This window comes from Thermotoga neapolitana DSM 4359, from assembly GCF_000018945.1.
Lineage (GTDB): Bacteria > Thermotogota > Thermotogae > Thermotogales > Thermotogaceae > Thermotoga > Thermotoga neapolitana.
The window spans coordinates 817,947-835,814 of record NC_011978.1; the positions used below are offsets into that span (position 1 = coordinate 817,947).

Genomic DNA, 17,868 nt, shown 5'->3' on the forward strand with positions numbered 1-17,868 from the left:
AGGAACTAGACGATTTTCCCATAAAACACCTCAAAATGGCCTGACCTAGGCTCCCTTATTCCATTTTTCCAGACAGTACTTGACTGACCCTTTCTGTGTGTTAGAATCACCTGTGATGAAACACCTTCTGTATGTCCCCTTGTACTCTTGCTTTCTGAAAAGTCCTTGTGGTATAATTTCTTTGAAATCCAATGGGTTTCAATACTTCCTTAGAGGTATGGAAACTAAGTATAGAAACGAGGTACAGACTCAAAGAAAAACAAGATACGGAAACAAAAAACAAAAAGCGGGGAAAGATCCCCGCTTTGATTGCTTTTTAAAAAGATCAAATGCTCCATATCTCTTCGAACGAGTGGGGAGTTTCACAGTACTCACAGACAAATCGGCCGTTTTCATCTCTCACAAATGAGGGAGACACGTTCTCACCGTGTGCAGGATTTGTGATGCAGTTTTCGTTTTTGCACCGCAGTTCTTCAAAACCGTATATGGTGGGTGGCAGTTTTATTCTGTACTTTTCCACAACGGAACTGTTCTTTATGATGTTCACAGTCGTGTTCGGAGAGATCGCTGCGAGTTTCTTTATCTCCTTTTTGGAAAGATATCGGTCGGGCAGACTGATGTATCCTTTGAAACTACCATCACTCGACCTGAAGATACCATCCGCACTGTCCACATCGTAGAGTTTCAAAATCTTCCTTATTTTGACGATCGTGGCGTAGATCTCCTCAGGTGTTTTTCCTTTGGCGATGTGATCTATCACGGTTCCATTTTCTATTGGTTTTATTCCCCTCTTTCCGTCTTTTTGAACACCCTTTGTACCGTGCACGATGGGAGCCGGTATGATGAAATCTTCCTCCTTCTCCGGTGCTTTTTTCGACGTATCGAAGGGAGCCTCAATAGCCCCACCGAACATGGAAAGAAGCACTATCCTCACCCAGTATCCGTTTCTTGCCTGCGTTTCCCAGCCGTTCAAAGGAAGAGAGTCGAGAAAGTTCGGTATGGTCGGATACAGTTTGTGTCGTGGAAGGGGATGGTAGAACTTCACACCTTCTGGTAGTTTCTCAAGAAATTCTTTTCTGAACGTGACAGCCTCCCGCAAAAGATGAACCTTTTCAAGGATGTCTTCACCCATTCGTTCGAGTTGAAGCCGTGTGAAATACCACATCTTTGCCACATCTTTCTGGTTCAAATACTCTTCGATCGAGGAAAAGGTTCTGACTTCAAAGCCGTTCTTTTTCATTCTCTCGATGTAGTGCTCCGGCATCATGAGTTCTTCAGGAGCCACAAGATCCACCTTCACGTTTTTGAAGATCTTCAAACCGTTCACCTTCGAGTGGACTGTTCTTCCATGGAGCAGATCCCCAACGAGTGCCAGGTGTATGTAAGAGTTGTCGAAGTTGTTCTGTTCTAAAAACGTGTACTCGTCCAGAAGTTCCTGTGTAGGATGCTCGTGTTTTCCATCTCCTGCGTTTATGAAGGACGGTATCTCTATGCCGTTTCTGAGAGCAAACTCGGAGATCCTTCTTTCAAGGAGTCTGCAGACTCCCTCGAGTCTTGTCCTCACCACGAATATGGAATAATCACTGTATCCTGTGAGCATGGCGAAGGTATCGGTGTAACTTTCCTGTTTGTTGAAGGAGGAGTGTTCAGAATCGAAGATGTTCACCTTCACGTTCGGCCCGGCATGAAACTTAGCGGCGTTTATGAAAGACTCCTTTGTTCTGGTACTTGGCTCGACGAAAACGATGTATATACCAACGTTTCTCTTTCTTATCCTGAAATCTGACACATCCTCTCCGCTGTACCATCGCTTTTTCAGTTCCCTGGTTTTCTCGTAGAGAAACATCTGCTCTTCAACGCTCAGGTCCTCTATGACGGCGAGTGTTCTTCCAAGAAAGTCTCTCTTCAAAATCAACACCTCCCCTTGATAAAAAAACTCGCACCTAACGGTGCGAGTGTTCTACGGAGTATTTGAGAAACAGTGTGCCCTTTTCGTTCAACTTCGATATCTCCAGAAGTTTCAAAGTGAAAAAACCATCGAACTCGCTGAAGAAAGGCACTCCCCTTCCAAATAAGTAAGGTTCGATGGTGATGAACATTTCATCCACCAGTTTTTCTCTCAGAAACTGAGTGAACACAGTCCTTCCCCCTATGACGGCCACCTCTCTGTATCCTTTTCCTTCGAGGAATTCTACCACATCCTTTGGCGATCCGTTGAAGAAGACGAGGGAAGGATCGCTGGAGGTCTTTCTGTTTTTCGTCAAAACCACGTTCAGTCTTCCTGGAAGGGGCTTTCCTATCTCCTCGAAAGTGATCCTTCCCATCACCACGTTTCCAATCTCTGTGGTGACCTCTCTGAAGTGCTTTCTGTCCTCAGGGGAGTTCCATCCGCTGAACGAAGATGCGATCTTTCCGGAAAGATCCATGGCAAAGATGAAGATCACTTTTGCCACGGATCCCATTCTCCCGACAGATAAGAATGGATGAACTGTGCTGCCCTTTTTCCGGCTCCCATGGCCTCTATCACCGTTGCGGCACCGGTCACTATGTCTCCACCTGCAAAGACACCCCTCACACTGGTGGCCCCCGTGTCTCTGTCTGTTTTTATATAACCACGCTCGTTCAGTTCAAGACCTGGAAACTCAGAAAGGAGCACCCTGTTTGGTCCCTGACCTATCGCTTCTATCACCATATCGATTTCGAGAACGAAGTTACTCCCTTCCACAGGAACAGGTTTTGGCCTTCCGGATCTGTCCACTCCCTTGAGTTCCATTCTCACGCATTCCATTGCCTCCACGTTTCCGTTGGCATCTCCAAGGTAGCGAACAGGAAGGGTCAGCCAGAGAAACTCTATTCCCTCCTCAAGGGCATGGTGGTACTCTTCCCTTCTTGCGGGCATTTCGTTTTCTGTTCTTCTGTAGACGATGTACACCTTTTCGGCTCCAAGTCTCAAAGCGCTTCTTGCTGCATCCATGGCGGTGTTTCCGGCACCGATGACGGCCACTCTCTTTCCGACACGAACCGGTGTGTCGTAATCTGGGAAGAGATAGGCTTTCATGAGGTTGACCCGGGTGAGAAACTCGTTCGCGGAGTAGACACCGTTCAGATTCGTTCCGGGAATTCCCATGAACTTTGGTGTTCCCGCACCGGTTCCTATGAAGATGGCATCGTACTCTTCCAGGAGATCTTTGACCTTTATGGTTTTTCCAACGACGGTGTTCAGAAAGATTCTCACACCGAGTTTTTCTATGTAGTTGACTTCCCTTTCAACGATCCTCTTTGGAAGACGAAACTCCGGTATCCCATAGACGAGAACGCCTCCTGGTTTGTGGAGTGCCTCGAAGACATCGACGTTGTATCCAATTTTTGCAAGGTCTGCCGCCGCTGTGAGTCCGGCGGGTCCAGAACCCACAATGGCGACCTTCTCCTTTCTCTGGCCAGCACTTTCTTCCACTTTCTCTTCGAGGTTTTCGGCTGCCCAGTCTGCCACGAACCTTTCCAGTCTTCCTATCGCAACAGGTTCGCTGTCCTTCATCTTTCCCACAACACAGCGGAACTCACACTGAACCTCCTGCGGACAGACCCTTCCACAGACAGCGGGGAGGTTGTTGTAACTCTTCAATATCCTGTAGGATTCTTCGAGCCTTCCTTCGCGAAGTTCTCTTATGAATCCTGGAATATCGATTCCCACCGGACAACCAGACACGCACGGATGTGTGGGACACTGAAGACACCTCTGCGCCTCCGCTACAGCCTCTTCAAGCGTGTAGCCGAGTGCGACTTCGTTGAAATTCCTCTTTCTCACATCGGGTGATTGTTCTCTCATCGGTGTTTTTTTGCTCATTTTGTTTCACCTGCCGTTTTCAGGAATCTTTCGTAGGATATCCTTTCCTGTTCTCTGTACTGGGCAAGTCTCTTCAGAAGTTCATCCCAATCCACTTCTTCTCCCCTGAACTCCGGTCCGTCCACGCAGGCAAACTTCATCTGCCCCGAAACCGTCACCCTGCAGGCACCGCACATACCGGTACCATCGACCATTATCGGGTTGAGAGAGACCCATATTGGAACTCCGTACTCCATCGCTTTCAGAGTACAGAACTTCATCATGATGGTTGGGCCTATCGCCCAGCAGACGTCGAAAGATCCTTCCCTGAAGAGTCTGTCCATCGCATCGGTGACAACACCTTTCATGCCCGCACTTCCGTCGTCCGTTACAAGGAAGACCTCGGAGATTTCTTTGAACTCATCCACCATGATCAGATAATCCTTCGTGCGGGCTCCAAGCACGGCCACTACCTCGTTTCCAGAGTTCTTCAAAGCCTTCGCTATCGGATAGAGTGTGGCTATTCCCACTCCACCGCCAACAAGAAGGACTCTGCCATAATTTCTGATCTCACTCGGGTTTCCAAGAGGGCCTACCACATCCAGGATGGTGTCCCCCTCTTTTCTCAAAGAGAGTTCGTGGGTGGTCTTTCCCACAACCTTCACGACCATTCTGAAGAGTCCTTCTTCAGGCTTTGTGTCGGCCACAGTCAGGGGAATCCTCTCTCCCTTTTCATGGAGTCTGATGATGACGAACTGTCCTGGTTTTGCCTCTTTCGATATCGAAGGAGAGTGAACCCAGAAGTCGAAAACATCGAACGCAAGACGCTTTTTTACCACGATCTCGTTCACAGTTTTCTCCCTCCATTGTTGATGAAGAATATCCTGTCACACACACTTTTTATGTCTTCCTCTATGTGTGAAGAAACGATTATCGTGATGCCTTCTTCTTTCAACCTTTTCAGCATCTCTCTCACAACGGTTGCAGATTCCACATCCAGTCCACTGGTGGGTTCATCGAGAATCACAAGTTCAGGTTCACCAAGAAGCGCCACCGCTATTGCCAGTCTCTGTTTTATCCCCTTCGAAGCGTTCTGGACGATCGTGTTCAAAAAGGGTTCCAGCATGAGATCTGATATCAACGAATCCTTCACTTTGGCACCCTTGAGTTGAGAAAAGAACATAAGGTTCTCATAAACGGAGAGTTCCTCCAGGAGGGAGGGAAACTCCGGAACGAAGGCTATCTTCTTGCGGACACTCTTGAGATCCTTGAGGGCATCTTTTCCAAAGAGGATCAGTCTTCCCTCGTCCGGTTTCAGGATGGTCGCCAGGATCTTTAAAAGAGTTGTCTTACCGGCCGAATTTTTCCCAACAACACCGAGGGACTCTCCTTTTTTCACGTGAAGGGAAACACCTTCCAGTATCTGTTTTTTACCGTAGGATTTTTTGATGTTCTCCGCAACGACAGGTTCGACTATAATCCCAACTCCCTTCTTTCGTTTTCGTCTATGAGTGAGGCAAGTTCTGGCTTTTTGTACAGTATCATCTCCACTGCCTTTCTGAAGAACTCTTTTTGATCTTCAGAAAACTCGTTGCTTTTCAGGGACCTCAGGAGTATCTTCAAAGACCTCTCGTTCGGTATGTGTGCCAGGACCATGGCCACCTGTTCGCAGAGTTCTTTTCTGTAGGAATCTTCGAACATGAGGTACTCCAGTTCCGGCAGGAACACCTCTCCCTCACCTATCTTTGCCAGCGCTTCGTATATCACAAGCAGGGCCTCTTCTGAGTCGTATTTTTCCATGAGTTCGTAGAGGATGTTTTTCATTCTCTTTTCTCCTAGATCTCCAAGGATATCCACTATGTAGAGGTTCGTGATGTCGTTCTTCTCAAAGCCCTTTTCTCTTCTTTTCTGTATCTCGTTGAAGAGAAATTCCCTCGCTCTGTCTCCGAATCTGTAGAACACCTCCGCGACGATCTCTTTCACCTCTGGATCCTCGTCCTCCAGTAGTTCTATCAGTTTTGGAAAAGCCTCTTCACCCTTTTCTTTGATGATCCTCTCTATCAGTTCTTCTTTTTTTCTCCTTTCCTCATTCATTCGACACAACAACTCCTTCCTCTATTCTCAGTTTTCTTTCGAAGGCATTCGAAAATTCCCTGTCGTGCGTTATCAGAACGATCACCTTGTTTAGTTTCTTCAATTCTTTCAAAACGGAGGCAACTTTTGCTTTGTTTTCTGTGTCGAGGCTTGAAAAGCCTTCGTCTATGAAGAACGCATCAAGCCTTCCGGAAGCAACTTCTGCCAGAGACATCGCAAGAGAGATCGCTATAAGGGAACTTTCCCCTCCAGAGAGTCCACTTGCCATTCTCTCTGTCCCTCTATCGTATATAACAAATCCTTTGCCAGAAACAAAATCTATTTCGAATCGACCGTTTGTCAGCACTTCCAGATAGGAATTTGTTCGCTTCAGAACAGCTTCGAGCACCTTTTCTGTGAAATACGAATAGAATTCATCTTTCCGGAAAAGAAGCCGCTTCAAAAGTCCGAAGTCTTCGAGCCTTTTTTTCAACTCGAGCAGTTTGCTTTCCAGTTCCTTTCTCTTTTCCTCTTTTGCTTTCACCTCTTCCAGTATGTGTCGTATGCTGCCCTCTTCTCTGTTCAACTCGGAGAGTTTTTCTTTTATTTTCTCAAGATGATCCAGAATCTTTTTGTGTTCTTCCAGTATTTCCGGGCTCAGATCCTTTTCTTTTTCGATGTCTTCTTCGAGAAGACGGATCTCTGTTTCAACGGCTTTCAGCCTGTCTTCTGCGTTCTTTGGTTCTTCGTTCACCAGTGTCCTGAATTCTTCAACGCTTAGGCCTGCGTCTTCTAATCTTTTCATGAAATCTTCCTTCAGATGGGACAGTTCTGCCTTTGAATCTTCAAGTTCTCTTCTTTTTGCTTTCATCTCATCCATTATATTTCTGATCTGATCGTCAAACTGCTCGATCTTTGTTCTCTCTGAGATTATTTTCTCTGAAAGAATCCTGCACTCTTTTTCGAGTTCTTCGACAGCTCTTCTTCTTTCTTTGAGGGTTCTTTCCATTCCTTCTCTGTAACCAAGCCGGTTGAGATCTTCTTCCATCTTTTCTTTTTCTTTTCTCAATTCACTCAGATCTTTTTCTCTGATCATCAGAGATTCTTTTGTTTCCTCGATGGCCGATGAAAGGTTTTTCTTTCTCTCTTCAAGGATCACAATTTCACTTTCCAGAGAAGACTTTCTCTTTTCCATCTCTTCAAACTGTTCACGATCGAAGTCAACTGCCTTTGCCTTACCGTGGTACTCTCCACCACATACCGGGCATGTGTCTCCATCATTCAGTTGTGAGGCTATTTGATACACCAGCCATGCAAGATGGTTCTTCTTCAACTCAGCAAGGCTCTTCTTTGTTTCTTCAAGAACAGTTTTTTTCTCTTCAACTATACCTTCAATGCGGAGAAGTTCTCTTTTCTTTTCTTCCAGATCTTTGTGAAGTTTTTCCACCTCTTCTTCTGCTTGCCTTATGGATTCAAGCGTTCTGATCATCTTTTCCAGAATCGGTCGTGATCTCTCCAATATTTCCTCAGCCTCTTCCAACCCACGGCGAAGTTTCTCGGCCTGTTCTTTCTTGCGCGAAAGATCCTCTTCGTACAGCAAAAGCCTTTTTGATGCGTTTTCTCTTTCTGTTTGAAGTTTTCTGAGGCGCTCTACATATCTGTTTATCTCATCGGAAATGCGTTTTAGATTGCTTTCTCTGATGCGCAACTCTTCAAAGATGGGCTTGAGTTCCTTTGCCTTCTTTATTTTCCTTTCCTGTTTCACTTCTTCTTCCAGCCGCGTCTTCTCCTGAAGAAGTTTTTTCAGCCTTTCTTTCTTTTCCACTATCTCCCGGTATCGTTCAACAAGATAAGACAGCCTTTTTTCTTCACCTCGAAGTTTTTCTTCTTCATCCAGAAGTCTTTTCTTTTCACTCAACAGATCTGAGAGTTTTTTCTTCAAATCTTCCAGTCTGTACCTGTCGAGGTAACTGATGATCTCTGAAAGAAGTCTTTCGTAACCTGAGGTTTCCTGGTTCAGTTCGTTCATCTTTTTGTTGAGGGTGTCTTCCAGCCTTTTCAGGATGTCCTCGTCCAGAAAGACATCCGATATGATTCTTGATATCTCACCGGGGGTTGATTTTAGAAGTTCGTCGATCTTTCCCTGTGGGAGAAAGATCGTTTTTGTAAAGGTTCTGGAGTCCACCCCCAGTATCTCTTCGATTTTTTTTCTTACATCATCCACCTTCACCGCCTGTCTTGCTTTCTTTCCTTCTTCGAGCACTTCAACGAGGACAGCAGAATGTTTCTTTCTCACACCAGATTCTATTTCTCTCAGGACTTCATATCTTTTGCCTCCACGTTCAAAACGGAAGATCAACTGTGCTCTTCTTTCTGGAGATTCTGTGTTCACATAATCATAAACGTTTCTTCCGTACCTTATACCCTCTCCAAACAGCGCAAAGGAAATGGCTTCGAATATCGAAGACTTTCCGGCTCCGTTTGGTCCCTCTATGATCGTGATACCCTTTTCGAAGTTTATATCCACGCTTTTCAAACCGAGAAAATTTTTGGCCACAAGCCTTTCAGGTCTCATTCCCTTTCACCTCTTCGAGTAATTCCTCAAAGAGCTTTATGAGATTCTCATGATCTTTCACGCGGGTCTTCACGTATTCTTTGAAGAGTTCAAAAAAGTCCAGTTTTGATATCTCCTCCCTCACGTCATCCACACCGCTTTGAAACACCTTTTCGATTCTTTTTTCCACCTTTACCACGTTGTCGATCTCACCCAGAAGTTCGTGGGCCATGTTGAGGGGATCTTCTTCGTAGGTGATCCTCACATAACCGGGAAAGGTCCGACAGAAATCCTTTATTTCTCTTCTGGCCGATGTGTCCAGTGTTCTGTAAAAGAGGGTTTTCAGAGGAAGCGGGTTGGTGTCAATTTTTCTGAAAACAGGCTCGCTGCCTTTTTTCACGACCACAAGCACGGCACCCTTTTCATCCTTTTCCTCACCGAAATCCAGTCTTATGGGAGACCCAGAGTAGATCATCAACGGTTGTTCCTGAACCACATGAAAGCCATGTAAATGCCCAAGAGCCACATAGTCAGCAAAGAACGGTATGAGGTTTCGATTTATCACGATTTCTCTTCCCTGTTCAGCGCCCGCGTAAGGCTCCAGTCCTTCCACCGTGAAATGACCCACAAACACGGCAAAATCCTCTTTGCCCGCCTCTTTGAGTTTTGCCAGTTTCTTCTCAAGCCACTGCCTGAAATCCCTTCCTCTGGAGATTTTCGCTTCGAGATCCTCCGATTCTTCTGGATATGGGAAGGGAAGGATCCTCACTTTCTGACCTCTTCCTGCAACAACATCCACGGGTTCTGGATATCTCAAAAAGACAAGGTCATCCGATAGAACCTGAAGCAGGTCTCCAAACGCCGTCAGGCCGCGCCAGTCGTGGTTGCCCAGAAGTACCACAACCGGTGCGATCTGCAGCATCTTCTTTAGGTACTCCATAACATCTTTCATCGCGGTGACACCGGGATTCGATCTGTTGTGAAGCAGATCCCCTGCCACCAGGAAAAGATCCACACCTTCTTTCCTTGCCTCTTCGATCACCCTATCCAGCGCTTCATTTATTTCGGCTCTACGGTCCCTGGGTTTTGAACTGCTCCAGGAAGTGAGACCAAAATGCCAGTCTGCGGTGTGGAGGATCTTCAGTTCTTCCAATTCAATCACCCGCCAGTTTTTTCTTGCACTCTTCTACGTAGAAATCTACTATTTTCTTGATCTCTTCGTTTTCTGTCAGATTCGATACCTTTTCGAACAGAACAAGGGCCTCTCCGTAATTGGCAAGTTTGTACAGATCCTTTGCCTCTGCAAGAAGAGATCGTGCTTTTTTCTCTTTTAGAAGGTCCATTCCCTCTATTTTAAGTCCTTCTTTTTCGACGTAATCAGCGAATTTTTCGTAATCGGAAAATATGTAGAGTTCGTAAGCCTTCACCAGTTTTTCGGTGTACTCAACCCTTTCGTTGAGTGTCCTGTAAGAAAAGTACGTGATGGTGAAAAGAAGTGCAAATACCGTCAAAACGACCACGTAGAACACGTCTTTTTTCACCCGAGCACTGCCTCCTTCAGAACATCCGTTATTTCCCTACAGAACACGATTTCCAGTCCGTTCAAATACTCCTTTGGTATTTTTTCAACGTCTGGTCTGTTGCGCTCTGGAAGGATCACCTTTTTTATCCCTGCTCTCTTTGCTGCGAGGAGTTTTTCTCTGATTCCTCCAACCGGAAGTATCTTTCCTCTTAAGGTGATCTCTCCCGTCATCGCCACGTCTTTTTTCACTTTTTTCCCTGTGACGGCAGAGTATAGAGCCACGGTGATGGTAATACCTGCTGAAGGTCCATCCTTTGGCACGGCACCTTCGGGAACATGTATGTGTATGTCGTTTTTTTCGAAAACATCCCTGCATTCTTCTCCGCACATTTTTCTCACCACACTGAGAGCGATTTTAGCGGATTCTTTCATGACGTCTCCCATGTAACCTGTCAGTATGAGGTTTCCTTTGCCCGGAACAAGAAGACTTTCCACGATCAAAACACTTCCACCTGCTGGTGTCCAGGCAAGCCCGGTGACAGCCCCAACCGTATCTTCTTCCAGCACGTCTTCCGCTCTGTAGACAGCCGGACCAAGTAGTTCCTCCACGTCCTTTGTTCCTATTTTCAGATGTTTCCTCTCTTTTTTTACAAGACTTTTTCTTACAACCTTTTCTATGATCCTTTCCAGATTTCTCACACCCGCTTCTTTTGTGTATTCCCTTATGATCTTCTTGATCGCACCGGGGGTGAATTCTATCCGTGACAGACCATACTGGTTTGCGATTCGTGGAACGATGTAATCCTTTGCGATGTGGTACTTTTCCGGATCAGAGTATCCCGGTATCTCTATGATCTCCATCCTGTCTCTGAGGGCCGGTGGGATCGTGTGGAGTACGTTCGCTGTTGTGATGAAGAGGACCTGAGAAAGGTCAAACGGTATCTCAAGGTAGTGATCCACAAAATCTTTGTTCTGCTCTGGATCGAGAACTTCGAGAAGTGCCGAGGCAGGATCTCCCTGGAAACTGATACCCATCTTGTCCACTTCGTCCAGCAGGATGACCGGGTTTTTCGTTCCAACTCTTCTGATTATCTGGATGATTCTTCCGGGCATGGCACCAACGTAGGTTCGGCGATGCCCCTTTATCTCGGCTTCATCCCTCAGCCCTCCAAGGGACATTCTTCCGAATCTTCTTCCCATGGCCTCGGCTATGGTTCTTCCAAGGGAAGTCTTTCCAACACCTGGAGGCCCGACAAGACACAGAATCGGTGCCTTGAGATTCTTTGAAAATTTCCTTGCAACGAGGTACTCCAGGATCCTCTCTTTCACCTCTTCCAGGCCGTAGTGATTCCTGTCCAGAATCTTTCTTGTCTCTTTCACGTCTATTCTGTCTTCCGTTGTAACGTTCCAGGGAAGGTTCAGCAACCAGTCCAGATAGGTCCTCACAACGGTGGCCTCAGCACTGTAGGGGGACATCTTCTCCAGTCTCTGGATTTCTTTCACTGCTTTCTCTTTCACGTACTCTGGATAGTCGCCCTTTTCAACTTTTTCGTAGAGTTCCCTGATCTCTACCTCTTCTTCCGCCCCCAGTTCCTCTTTTATGGCCCTGAGTTTTTCGCGCAGGACGTACTCTCTCTGTGTCTTTTCTATCCTGTCTTTTACCTTCTTTTCTATCTCCTCTTCTATTTCCAGTATCTCTATTTCCTTCACCAGAATGGAGAGGACCTTTTCGAGGCGATGCAAGGGATGGACCGTTTCAAGGAGTTCTTGCTTTGTCTCAAGGGGAACGGGTAGAATGGAGGCCACAAAATCAGCCAGCCTGTCTGGATCCTGCATTTCCTTCAACGTGACGAGGGTTTCCTGTGGAAACTTCCTGGTTAGGTTGAAGTACCTGATCGCCTTGTCCTTCACACTACGCATCAGTGCTTCCAATTTTTTCGTCTTCCGGTATTTCACCTTCAAAACCTCAAGTCTCACCAAAAAGAAAGGTTCTGTGGAGATGAAATCCTCCACGCGGGCTCGTTCCAGTCCCTCAACCAACACTTTGAAGGTGTCGTCGGGAAGTTTCATTATCTGAAGAACCTTGACGATCGTTCCAACTCTGTAGAGGTCTTCAGGGCCTGGATTTTCAACGGACGGATCGATCTGGTTGACAACAAAGAGAAGTCTATTGTATTTTTCCATCGCCTCTTCGAGTGCAATGAGAGATTTTTCCCTTCCAACGTAAAAGGGAACGACGGTGTTCGGAAAGACTCCCAGACCGTTTCTCAGAGGAATACAGGGAAGGCTGTCTGGAATCTCTATATCTCGCTCCTGCTGTCTGGCGTATTTTTCAAGAACCTTGAAGCTCTTTTCCACCTCTTTTGACTGCTTCGACAAGATAGTTCACCTCCTCAGGTATTGAGATTTCAACGTTCCTGGAAAGTTCATCCGCCACCTCGATCTTCACCTTTATCGCATCTTCTGGCCAGAAGTTTTCAAACAGGTCTCCCCATTCCACAACCAGCACTCCTTCTTCACTCTCCAGCACGTCTTCAACATCGAGAAGGAGAAACTCGGGATCCTTCACCCTGTAAAGATCAAGGTGGTATATCGTCTTCGCTCCGGGATAAACGTTCATGAGCGTGAAGGTAGGACTCCTCACGATGGATTCATCCAGTCCAATCGCCCTGACCATTCCCCTCACAAACGTCGTCTTTCCTGCGCCGAGTTCACCTGACAGTACAACTACCTCTCCTCCCTTCAATGCCCCTGTCATCACCTCAGCCAGTCTTTTGAGTTTTTCTTCATCGAGATGTTCAAACACGAGTTTTTTCATCTTTCATTCCTCCATGTGTGTTGTACAATACATATTGAAGTATTCTTCCAGAAGGGGAAAGAACGGATGGTTTATGTGGGAACGAGTGGTTTTTCCTTTGAAGATTGGAAAGGAGTAGTGTATCCTGAGCATCTGAAACCCTCTCAGTTTTTAAAATATTACTGGGCAGTACTCGGGTTTAGAATAGTCGAGTTGAACTTCACATATTATACACGACCATCGTGGCGCTCTTTTGTGCAAATGTTGAGAAAGACCCCTTCCGATTTCTATTTTACCGTAAAGCTTCCGGGAAACGTGACGCATGTGCTCTGGAAAGAGGGAAAAGATCCGAAAGACGAGATTGAAAGCTTCGCGGAGGAGTTGAAACCACTCATCGAAGAGGGAAGGTTGAAGATGACCCTTGCCCAGTTTCCGTTTTCGTTCAAATATTCTTCCGGCAATCTGGAGTATCTGAAGCGGTTGAATGAGAGATTTCCATATCATCTTGCGTGCGAATTTCGCCACAGTTCCTGGGACAGAGACGATGTGTATCACTTCTTGAAGGAACAGAAGATAACCTTTGTGATAGTGGACGCACCGAAGATTCCGGGTCTGTTTCCTTACAGACCCATCGTGACAACGGATTATGCTTACTTCAGATTCCATGGGAGGAACGAGCGCTGGTTTGAAGCGGAAGGTGAAGAACGGTACAATTATCTGTACAGCCGTGAAGAGTTGAGTTCTTTCTTGAACGATGTACTGAGTGTATCTCAGAAGGTGAAGGAAACGTATGTTTTTTTCAACAACTGCTATAGGGGGCAGGCGGCGATGAACGCGCTTGAGTTCAAAAAGATGCTGGAGGAGAGAGTGTGAGTGCTCTGGATGATATACTGAACGTCCTTGAGGAATCTCAGGAAGACATCTTCGATCTCATGGAAAAACACATTCACTATCTCAGAAAGAAATACTCAGATGAGGAAATTCACGAGGCGCTTCAGATGATACTGTTTGCCATGGAGATCTCACAAAAGCCGATTGTTCATCACGTTTTCGAGACTTTCCCCAGGGAAAAGAGGGTGTTCGTGGAGGACGAGATAACAAAAGAAGAGATCGAAGGATTCTTGAAGGGAGAACTGAACGAACTGGATATTGAAAAGAAAAACTGGTTTTGAGAGGTGAAACCATGAAGGCGCTCATCCTGGCTGCCGGAAAGGGAACAAGGATGAAGTCCAGAATACCGAAAGTTCTACACAGACTCTCCGGCAAATCCATGATAGAATGGGTGGTCGATACGGCGGGGAAGGTGGCCCAGGAAGTTGGTGTTGTTCTCGGTTTTGAAGCAGAAAAGGTCAGAAAACACCTTCCAGAATGGGTTAGGATTTTCATCCAGGAAGAGCAACTGGGAACAGCACACGCTGTGATGTGTGCAAGAAGTTTTTTAGAACCAGACGATGATGTTATCATCCTATACGGGGATGTCCCACTGATAAGTGAAAACACCCTCAAGAGGATGATCGAAGAACACAGAAAAGGAGCGGATGTCACGATCCTTGTGGCAGACGTGGAGGATCCTTCTGGATACGGTCGGGTTGTGGGGGACGGGGGAAGATACAGGATAATAGAGGAAGTGGATCTTCCGGAGAATCTGAAAGGAATCAAAACGATCAACACGGGTTTTTACGTCTTTTCTGGTGAGTTTCTCTTGGAAGTGCTTCCAAAGATCAAGAACGACAATGCGAAAGGAGAGTACTACCTCACAGATGCGGTGAACCTCGCTGAGAATGTTCGGGTTGTCAGAACAGCAGATCCTCTGGAGATCACAGGAGTGAACACAAGGAAAACCCTGGTCTGGCTTGAAGATCAGCTGAGAAGAAGAAAAATAGAAGAACTTCTCGAAAACGGTGTTACGATACTGGATCCGAACACCACATACATACATTATTCGGTGGAGATTGGGATGGACACGATTGTATATCCCATGACCTTCATAGAAGGGAAAACGAGAATAGGTGAAGGCTGCGAAATAGGCCCCTTGAGCCGCATCGTGGACTGCGAAGTGGGGAACAACGTAAAAATAATGCGCTCAGAGTGCTTCAAAAGCGTGATAGAGGACGATGTTTCCGTTGGACCTTTCGCAAGGCTGAGAGAGGGAACCGTTTTGAAGAAATCGTCAAAAATCGGAAATTTTGTTGAAATCAAAAAAAGTACAATTGGAGAGGGAACGAAGGCCCAGCATCTCAGTTACATAGGGGATGCTTATGTTGGAATGAACGTGAACATAGGAGCCGGCACCATCACGTGCAACTACGATGGAAAGAGGAAAAACCCCACTTTCATCGAAGACGAAACCTTCATAGGAAGCAACACATCACTGGTGGCACCTGTTCGTATAGGAAAGGGAGCCCTCATAGGAGCCGGATCTGTGATCACAGAAGACGTTCCTCCATACTCTCTGGGTCTGGGAAGAGCCCGCCAGATCGTGAAAGAAGGGTGGGTACTGAAGAGAAAGGAGGAATGATATGTCTTTTTCAAACGAGATGAAGGTTTTTGCTGGAAATTCTAACAAGCCTCTTGCAGAGAAGATAGCAAGGTACCTGAATCTTCAGCTCGGTGACTGCGAGGTTGGCAGGTTCGCTGATGGGGAGATAAACGTCCGAATAAACGAGACAGTGAGAGGCCATGACATATTCCTCATTCAATCCACATCTCCCCCGGTCAACGAAAACTTGATGGAACTTCTCATCATGATCGATGCGTTCAAGAGGGCTTCAGCCAACACGATAGCCGTCGTTATTCCTTACTATGGATACGCAAGGCAAGACAGAAAAGCAAAGGGAAGAGACCCGATAAGTGCCAAACTGGTGGCAAATTTGATCACGGTGGCTGGAGCAACGCGAGTTCTCACGGTCGATCTTCACGCAGAACAGATTCAGGGATTCTTCGACATACCGGTTGACAATCTGTGGAGTTATCCTGTGTTTGCAGAAGAACTGCAAAAAAGAGAGGAGATAGTCCCCGAAGAGACGGTGGTTGTGTCTCCAGATGTGGGTGGAGTGAGAAGGGCAAGAAGAATGGCAGAACGACTGAAAACATCCCTTGCCATACTTGACAAAAGAAGACCGAGTGACAACGTGGCGGAGGTTGTAAACATAATAGGAGAAGTGAAGGACAAGGTAGTTATCCTTTTTGATGATATAATAGATACTGCCCATTCGATAGTGAAGGGTGCTGAGGCTTTGAAGAAAGCCGGTGCGAAAAAGATCATCGCCTGTGCAACACACGGGGTGTTCTCGGAGAACGCCCTCGAGAGAATAGAGAATTCCCCGATAGACACCGTCTACATAACGGATACCATTTACCATGAAAGGCTGCCTGAAAAGGTTAAGGTTATCTCAGTGGCAAACCTGATAGGAGAAGCTATCATGAGGATCAGAAAGCATCTGTCGGTGAGCATACTCTTCAGATGAAGACCTACAGGAGGGAGAAAAGATGGTAAGTCTAGAGGTCAGATTGAGAACACCGAAGGGCAAAAGAGAAGCAAAGCGCCTCAGAAGAAGAGGAGAAGTACCAGCCGTTGTGTACGGACCCGCAACGGATCCTATTCCCGTGAAGATAAAAAGATCGCTGCTTGAAAAGGTCTTCCACACGATAACCGAAACCACTCCCATTCGTCTGGTTATCAAGGATGATGAGGAAAGGACCGTGTCTGAGAAGACCGTGTTCTTGAAGATGATCCAGAGAGACAAGGTCTCCGAAGCGATCGTCCACGTGGATTTTTATGAACCCGTCAAGGGTCACAGGATGAGGATCAACGTTCCTCTCAAAGTGGTAGGAAAACCCGTCGGTGTGGAAAAAGGTGGCTTCCTTGAAGTCTACCATGAAGAGATCCCCGTTGAAACAGACCCCGACAGGGTACCACAGGAGATAGAAGTGGATGTTTCTTCACTGGATCTTGGAGATGTGATCCACGCAAGGGATCTGAAGCTCCCAGAGGGTGTGAAATGTCTTCTGGAAGATGAAGAAGCAGTGGTATCCATCCTTGTTCCTAAAGAAGTATCCATCGAGGAAGAAGAAGTAGAAGAAGAAGTAGCAGAACCGGAAGTAATAAAGAGGAAGGAAGAAGAGGAAGAAGAGTAAATGGTCGTTGTGGGGCTGGGAAACCCAGGCCCACGTTATGCCTTCACGAGGCATAACGTGGGTTTCCTTTTTCTGGATTACTTGAAAAGCAAAGGCTGGAAGTCGGAAAAATTTTTCGAGTGGAACAAGACAGAACTGGATGGCCACGAAATTGTACTTGTGAAACCGCTGACTTACATGAATCTCAGCGGTGTTGCTATGCCTTATATAATGCGTTTCTTTCGAGTGAACGTGGATGATATAATAGTAGTGTACGACGATGTGAGTCTGAAGCTTGGAAAGATCAGGATCAGAAAGAAAGGTTCAGATGGTGGACACAACGGAATGAAGTCGATAATTCAGGCACTCGGAACACAGGAGATAAAGCGCATAAGAATCGGAATAGGAGAGAAACCAGAGGGAATGAATTTGGTGGACTTCGTTCTGGGAGAATTTTCAGAAGAGGAATTCAAAGTACTTCAGAAAGTCTTTGAGCTTTCCAGAAATGCACTGGTGACAATTCTTAACGAAGGAATAGACAAGGCAATGTCCGTTTACAACTCTTTAGAGGTGAGAGTATGAGATGCATGAAATGTGGTCAAAAAGCTTCCTATTTCTATCAAATAGATTTCGATGGTGTAGAGAAAAAGATCTCTTACTGCAAAAAATGTGTAGTCGAAGTTCTGAGAAACAGCGTGCCTCTCAGAAAGATTGCTGGTGTTCCGGACGAGACCCTCAAAAAAGGAAGACATGTTTTTGAAGATGAAATGGCTGTTTTCGTAGAGATTCCTGTCTATGTGATGGAGCAGATGTTTGGAAAATGGCATCCACAGGAAAGGGAAGTCCTTCTGAACGAAAGGAAGATAGCGTTTCTTGAGCGAAAATTGAAGGAAGCCATAAAGAACGAAGACTACAGGAAAGCGAGTCGATTGAAACAGCTGATCACTCAGATAAAGAGAAAGATGGATGTGAAATGAAAGCCC

The 17,868-nt window shown here is 46.2% G+C and carries 18 protein-coding genes; 7 read left to right on the forward strand and 11 right to left on the reverse strand.

Annotated features, from left to right (window positions below; translation table 11 throughout):
- Window positions 1-325: 325 nt before the first annotated feature.
- The 11 genes from CTN_RS04010 to tsaE form a co-directional block, all read right to left on the reverse strand.
- On the reverse strand, window positions 326-1,909 hold the full coding sequence (locus CTN_RS04010) for a bifunctional aspartate carbamoyltransferase catalytic subunit/aspartate carbamoyltransferase regulatory subunit (protein ID WP_038067187.1): 1,584 nt from the start codon (window positions 1,907-1,909) through the stop codon (window positions 326-328).
- A gap of 34 nt (window positions 1,910-1,943) precedes the next feature.
- Window positions 1,944-2,462 carry a dihydrofolate reductase gene (gene folA / locus CTN_RS04015; RefSeq protein WP_015919310.1) on the reverse strand — a complete coding sequence of 173 codons (519 nt, stop codon included), beginning with the start codon at window positions 2,460-2,462 and terminating at the stop codon, window positions 1,944-1,946.
- Complete coding sequence (gene gltA, locus CTN_RS04020) at window positions 2,441-3,844, reverse strand: NADPH-dependent glutamate synthase (RefSeq protein ID WP_015919311.1); 1,404 nt, start codon at window positions 3,842-3,844, stop codon at window positions 2,441-2,443. The genes folA and gltA overlap by 22 nt, the downstream gene beginning before the upstream one ends.
- The gene (locus CTN_RS04025) at window positions 3,841-4,674 is read right to left on the reverse strand and encodes a sulfide/dihydroorotate dehydrogenase-like FAD/NAD-binding protein (protein WP_015919312.1); all 834 of its coding nucleotides are present in this window, start codon (window positions 4,672-4,674) and stop codon (window positions 3,841-3,843) included. The genes gltA and CTN_RS04025 overlap by 4 nt, the downstream gene beginning before the upstream one ends.
- Window positions 4,671-5,222 carry an ABC transporter ATP-binding protein gene (locus CTN_RS04030; protein WP_015919313.1) on the reverse strand — a complete coding sequence of 184 codons (552 nt, stop codon included), beginning with the start codon at window positions 5,220-5,222 and terminating at the stop codon, window positions 4,671-4,673. Before CTN_RS04030 ends, CTN_RS04025 begins: the two co-directional genes overlap by 4 nt.
- A 74-nt stretch (window positions 5,223-5,296) precedes the next feature.
- Window positions 5,297-5,917 carry a HEAT repeat domain-containing protein gene (locus CTN_RS04035; protein WP_038067196.1) on the reverse strand — a complete coding sequence of 207 codons (621 nt, stop codon included), beginning with the start codon at window positions 5,915-5,917 and terminating at the stop codon, window positions 5,297-5,299.
- Window positions 5,910-8,471, reverse strand: a complete 2,562-nt coding sequence (locus CTN_RS04040; protein WP_015919315.1) for an AAA family ATPase — start codon at window positions 8,469-8,471, stop codon at window positions 5,910-5,912. The genes CTN_RS04035 and CTN_RS04040 overlap by 8 nt, the downstream gene beginning before the upstream one ends.
- Window positions 8,461-9,612 carry a metallophosphoesterase family protein gene (locus CTN_RS04045; RefSeq protein ID WP_015919316.1) on the reverse strand — a complete coding sequence of 384 codons (1,152 nt, stop codon included), beginning with the start codon at window positions 9,610-9,612 and terminating at the stop codon, window positions 8,461-8,463. The genes CTN_RS04040 and CTN_RS04045 overlap by 11 nt, the downstream gene beginning before the upstream one ends.
- Window positions 9,605-9,991 carry a hypothetical protein gene (locus CTN_RS04050; protein WP_015919317.1) on the reverse strand — a complete coding sequence of 129 codons (387 nt, stop codon included), beginning with the start codon at window positions 9,989-9,991 and terminating at the stop codon, window positions 9,605-9,607. The genes CTN_RS04045 and CTN_RS04050 overlap by 8 nt, the downstream gene beginning before the upstream one ends.
- Entirely contained in the window at window positions 9,988-12,351 is a 2,364-nt protein-coding gene (lon, locus tag CTN_RS04055) for an endopeptidase La (RefSeq protein WP_038067200.1), read from the reverse strand. Before lon ends, CTN_RS04050 begins: the two co-directional genes overlap by 4 nt.
- The gene (gene tsaE / locus CTN_RS04060; protein ID WP_015919320.1) at window positions 12,305-12,790 is read right to left on the reverse strand and encodes a tRNA (adenosine(37)-N6)-threonylcarbamoyltransferase complex ATPase subunit type 1 TsaE; all 486 of its coding nucleotides are present in this window, start codon (window positions 12,788-12,790) and stop codon (window positions 12,305-12,307) included. Before tsaE ends, lon begins: the two co-directional genes overlap by 47 nt.
- A 66-nt stretch (window positions 12,791-12,856) precedes the next feature.
- Between tsaE and CTN_RS04065 the strand changes: the two genes are divergently transcribed.
- Genes CTN_RS04065 through CTN_RS04095 form a run of 7 tightly spaced genes read left to right on the forward strand, consistent with a single transcriptional unit; the run spans window position 12,857 to window position 17,862 of the window.
- A complete protein-coding gene (locus CTN_RS04065; RefSeq protein ID WP_038067203.1) occupies window positions 12,857-13,642 on the forward strand; it encodes a DUF72 domain-containing protein in 786 nt (261 codons plus the stop codon).
- Window positions 13,639-13,941 (forward strand): hypothetical protein, encoded by a 303-nt coding sequence (locus CTN_RS04070; protein ID WP_015919321.1) that lies wholly within the window; start codon window positions 13,639-13,641, stop codon window positions 13,939-13,941. The genes CTN_RS04065 and CTN_RS04070 overlap by 4 nt, the downstream gene beginning before the upstream one ends.
- Window positions 13,942-13,952: 11 nt before the next feature.
- The gene (gene glmU, locus CTN_RS04075; RefSeq protein WP_038067207.1) at window positions 13,953-15,287 is read left to right on the forward strand and encodes a bifunctional UDP-N-acetylglucosamine diphosphorylase/glucosamine-1-phosphate N-acetyltransferase GlmU; all 1,335 of its coding nucleotides are present in this window, start codon (window positions 13,953-13,955) and stop codon (window positions 15,285-15,287) included.
- Window position 15,288: 1 nt separating this feature from the next.
- Window positions 15,289-16,236 carry a ribose-phosphate pyrophosphokinase gene (locus tag CTN_RS04080; protein ID WP_015919323.1) on the forward strand — a complete coding sequence of 316 codons (948 nt, stop codon included), beginning with the start codon at window positions 15,289-15,291 and terminating at the stop codon, window positions 16,234-16,236.
- 22 nt (window positions 16,237-16,258) lie between these two features.
- Window positions 16,259-16,906, forward strand: a complete 648-nt coding sequence (locus CTN_RS04085; RefSeq protein ID WP_015919324.1) for a 50S ribosomal protein L25 — start codon at window positions 16,259-16,261, stop codon at window positions 16,904-16,906.
- Window positions 16,907-17,467 (forward strand): aminoacyl-tRNA hydrolase, encoded by a 561-nt coding sequence (pth, locus tag CTN_RS04090; RefSeq protein WP_015919325.1) that lies wholly within the window; start codon window positions 16,907-16,909, stop codon window positions 17,465-17,467. It abuts the gene before it with no gap.
- Window positions 17,464-17,862 carry a UvrB/UvrC motif-containing protein gene (locus tag CTN_RS04095; RefSeq protein ID WP_015919326.1) on the forward strand — a complete coding sequence of 133 codons (399 nt, stop codon included), beginning with the start codon at window positions 17,464-17,466 and terminating at the stop codon, window positions 17,860-17,862. The genes pth and CTN_RS04095 overlap by 4 nt, the downstream gene beginning before the upstream one ends.
- Window positions 17,863-17,868 lie beyond the last annotated feature (6 nt).

Excerpts from the sequence above, each read along its gene's own strand:
- gltA (WP_015919311.1), bottom strand. The coding sequence starts at position 3,844 with ATGAGCAAAAAAACACCGATGAGAGAACAATCACCCGATGTGAGAAAG.
- CTN_RS04095 (WP_015919326.1), top strand. The coding sequence starts at position 17,464 with ATGAGATGCATGAAATGTGGTCAAAAAGCTTCCTATTTCTATCAAATA.
- glmU (WP_038067207.1), top strand. The coding sequence starts at position 13,953 with ATGAAGGCGCTCATCCTGGCTGCCGGAAAGGGAACAAGGATGAAGTCC.
- pth (WP_015919325.1), top strand. The coding sequence starts at position 16,907 with ATGGTCGTTGTGGGGCTGGGAAACCCAGGCCCACGTTATGCCTTCACG.
- CTN_RS04085 (WP_015919324.1), top strand. The coding sequence starts at position 16,259 with ATGGTAAGTCTAGAGGTCAGATTGAGAACACCGAAGGGCAAAAGAGAA.
- CTN_RS04035 (WP_038067196.1), bottom strand. The coding sequence starts at position 5,917 with ATGAATGAGGAAAGGAGAAAAAAAGAAGAACTGATAGAGAGGATCATC.
- CTN_RS04080 (WP_015919323.1), top strand. The coding sequence starts at position 15,289 with ATGTCTTTTTCAAACGAGATGAAGGTTTTTGCTGGAAATTCTAACAAG.
- tsaE (WP_015919320.1), bottom strand. The coding sequence starts at position 12,790 with ATGAAAAAACTCGTGTTTGAACATCTCGATGAAGAAAAACTCAAAAGA.
- CTN_RS04040 (WP_015919315.1), bottom strand. The coding sequence starts at position 8,471 with ATGAGACCTGAAAGGCTTGTGGCCAAAAATTTTCTCGGTTTGAAAAGC.
- CTN_RS04065 (WP_038067203.1), top strand. The coding sequence starts at position 12,857 with ATGGTTTATGTGGGAACGAGTGGTTTTTCCTTTGAAGATTGGAAAGGA.
- folA (WP_015919310.1), bottom strand. The coding sequence starts at position 2,462 with ATGGGATCCGTGGCAAAAGTGATCTTCATCTTTGCCATGGATCTTTCC.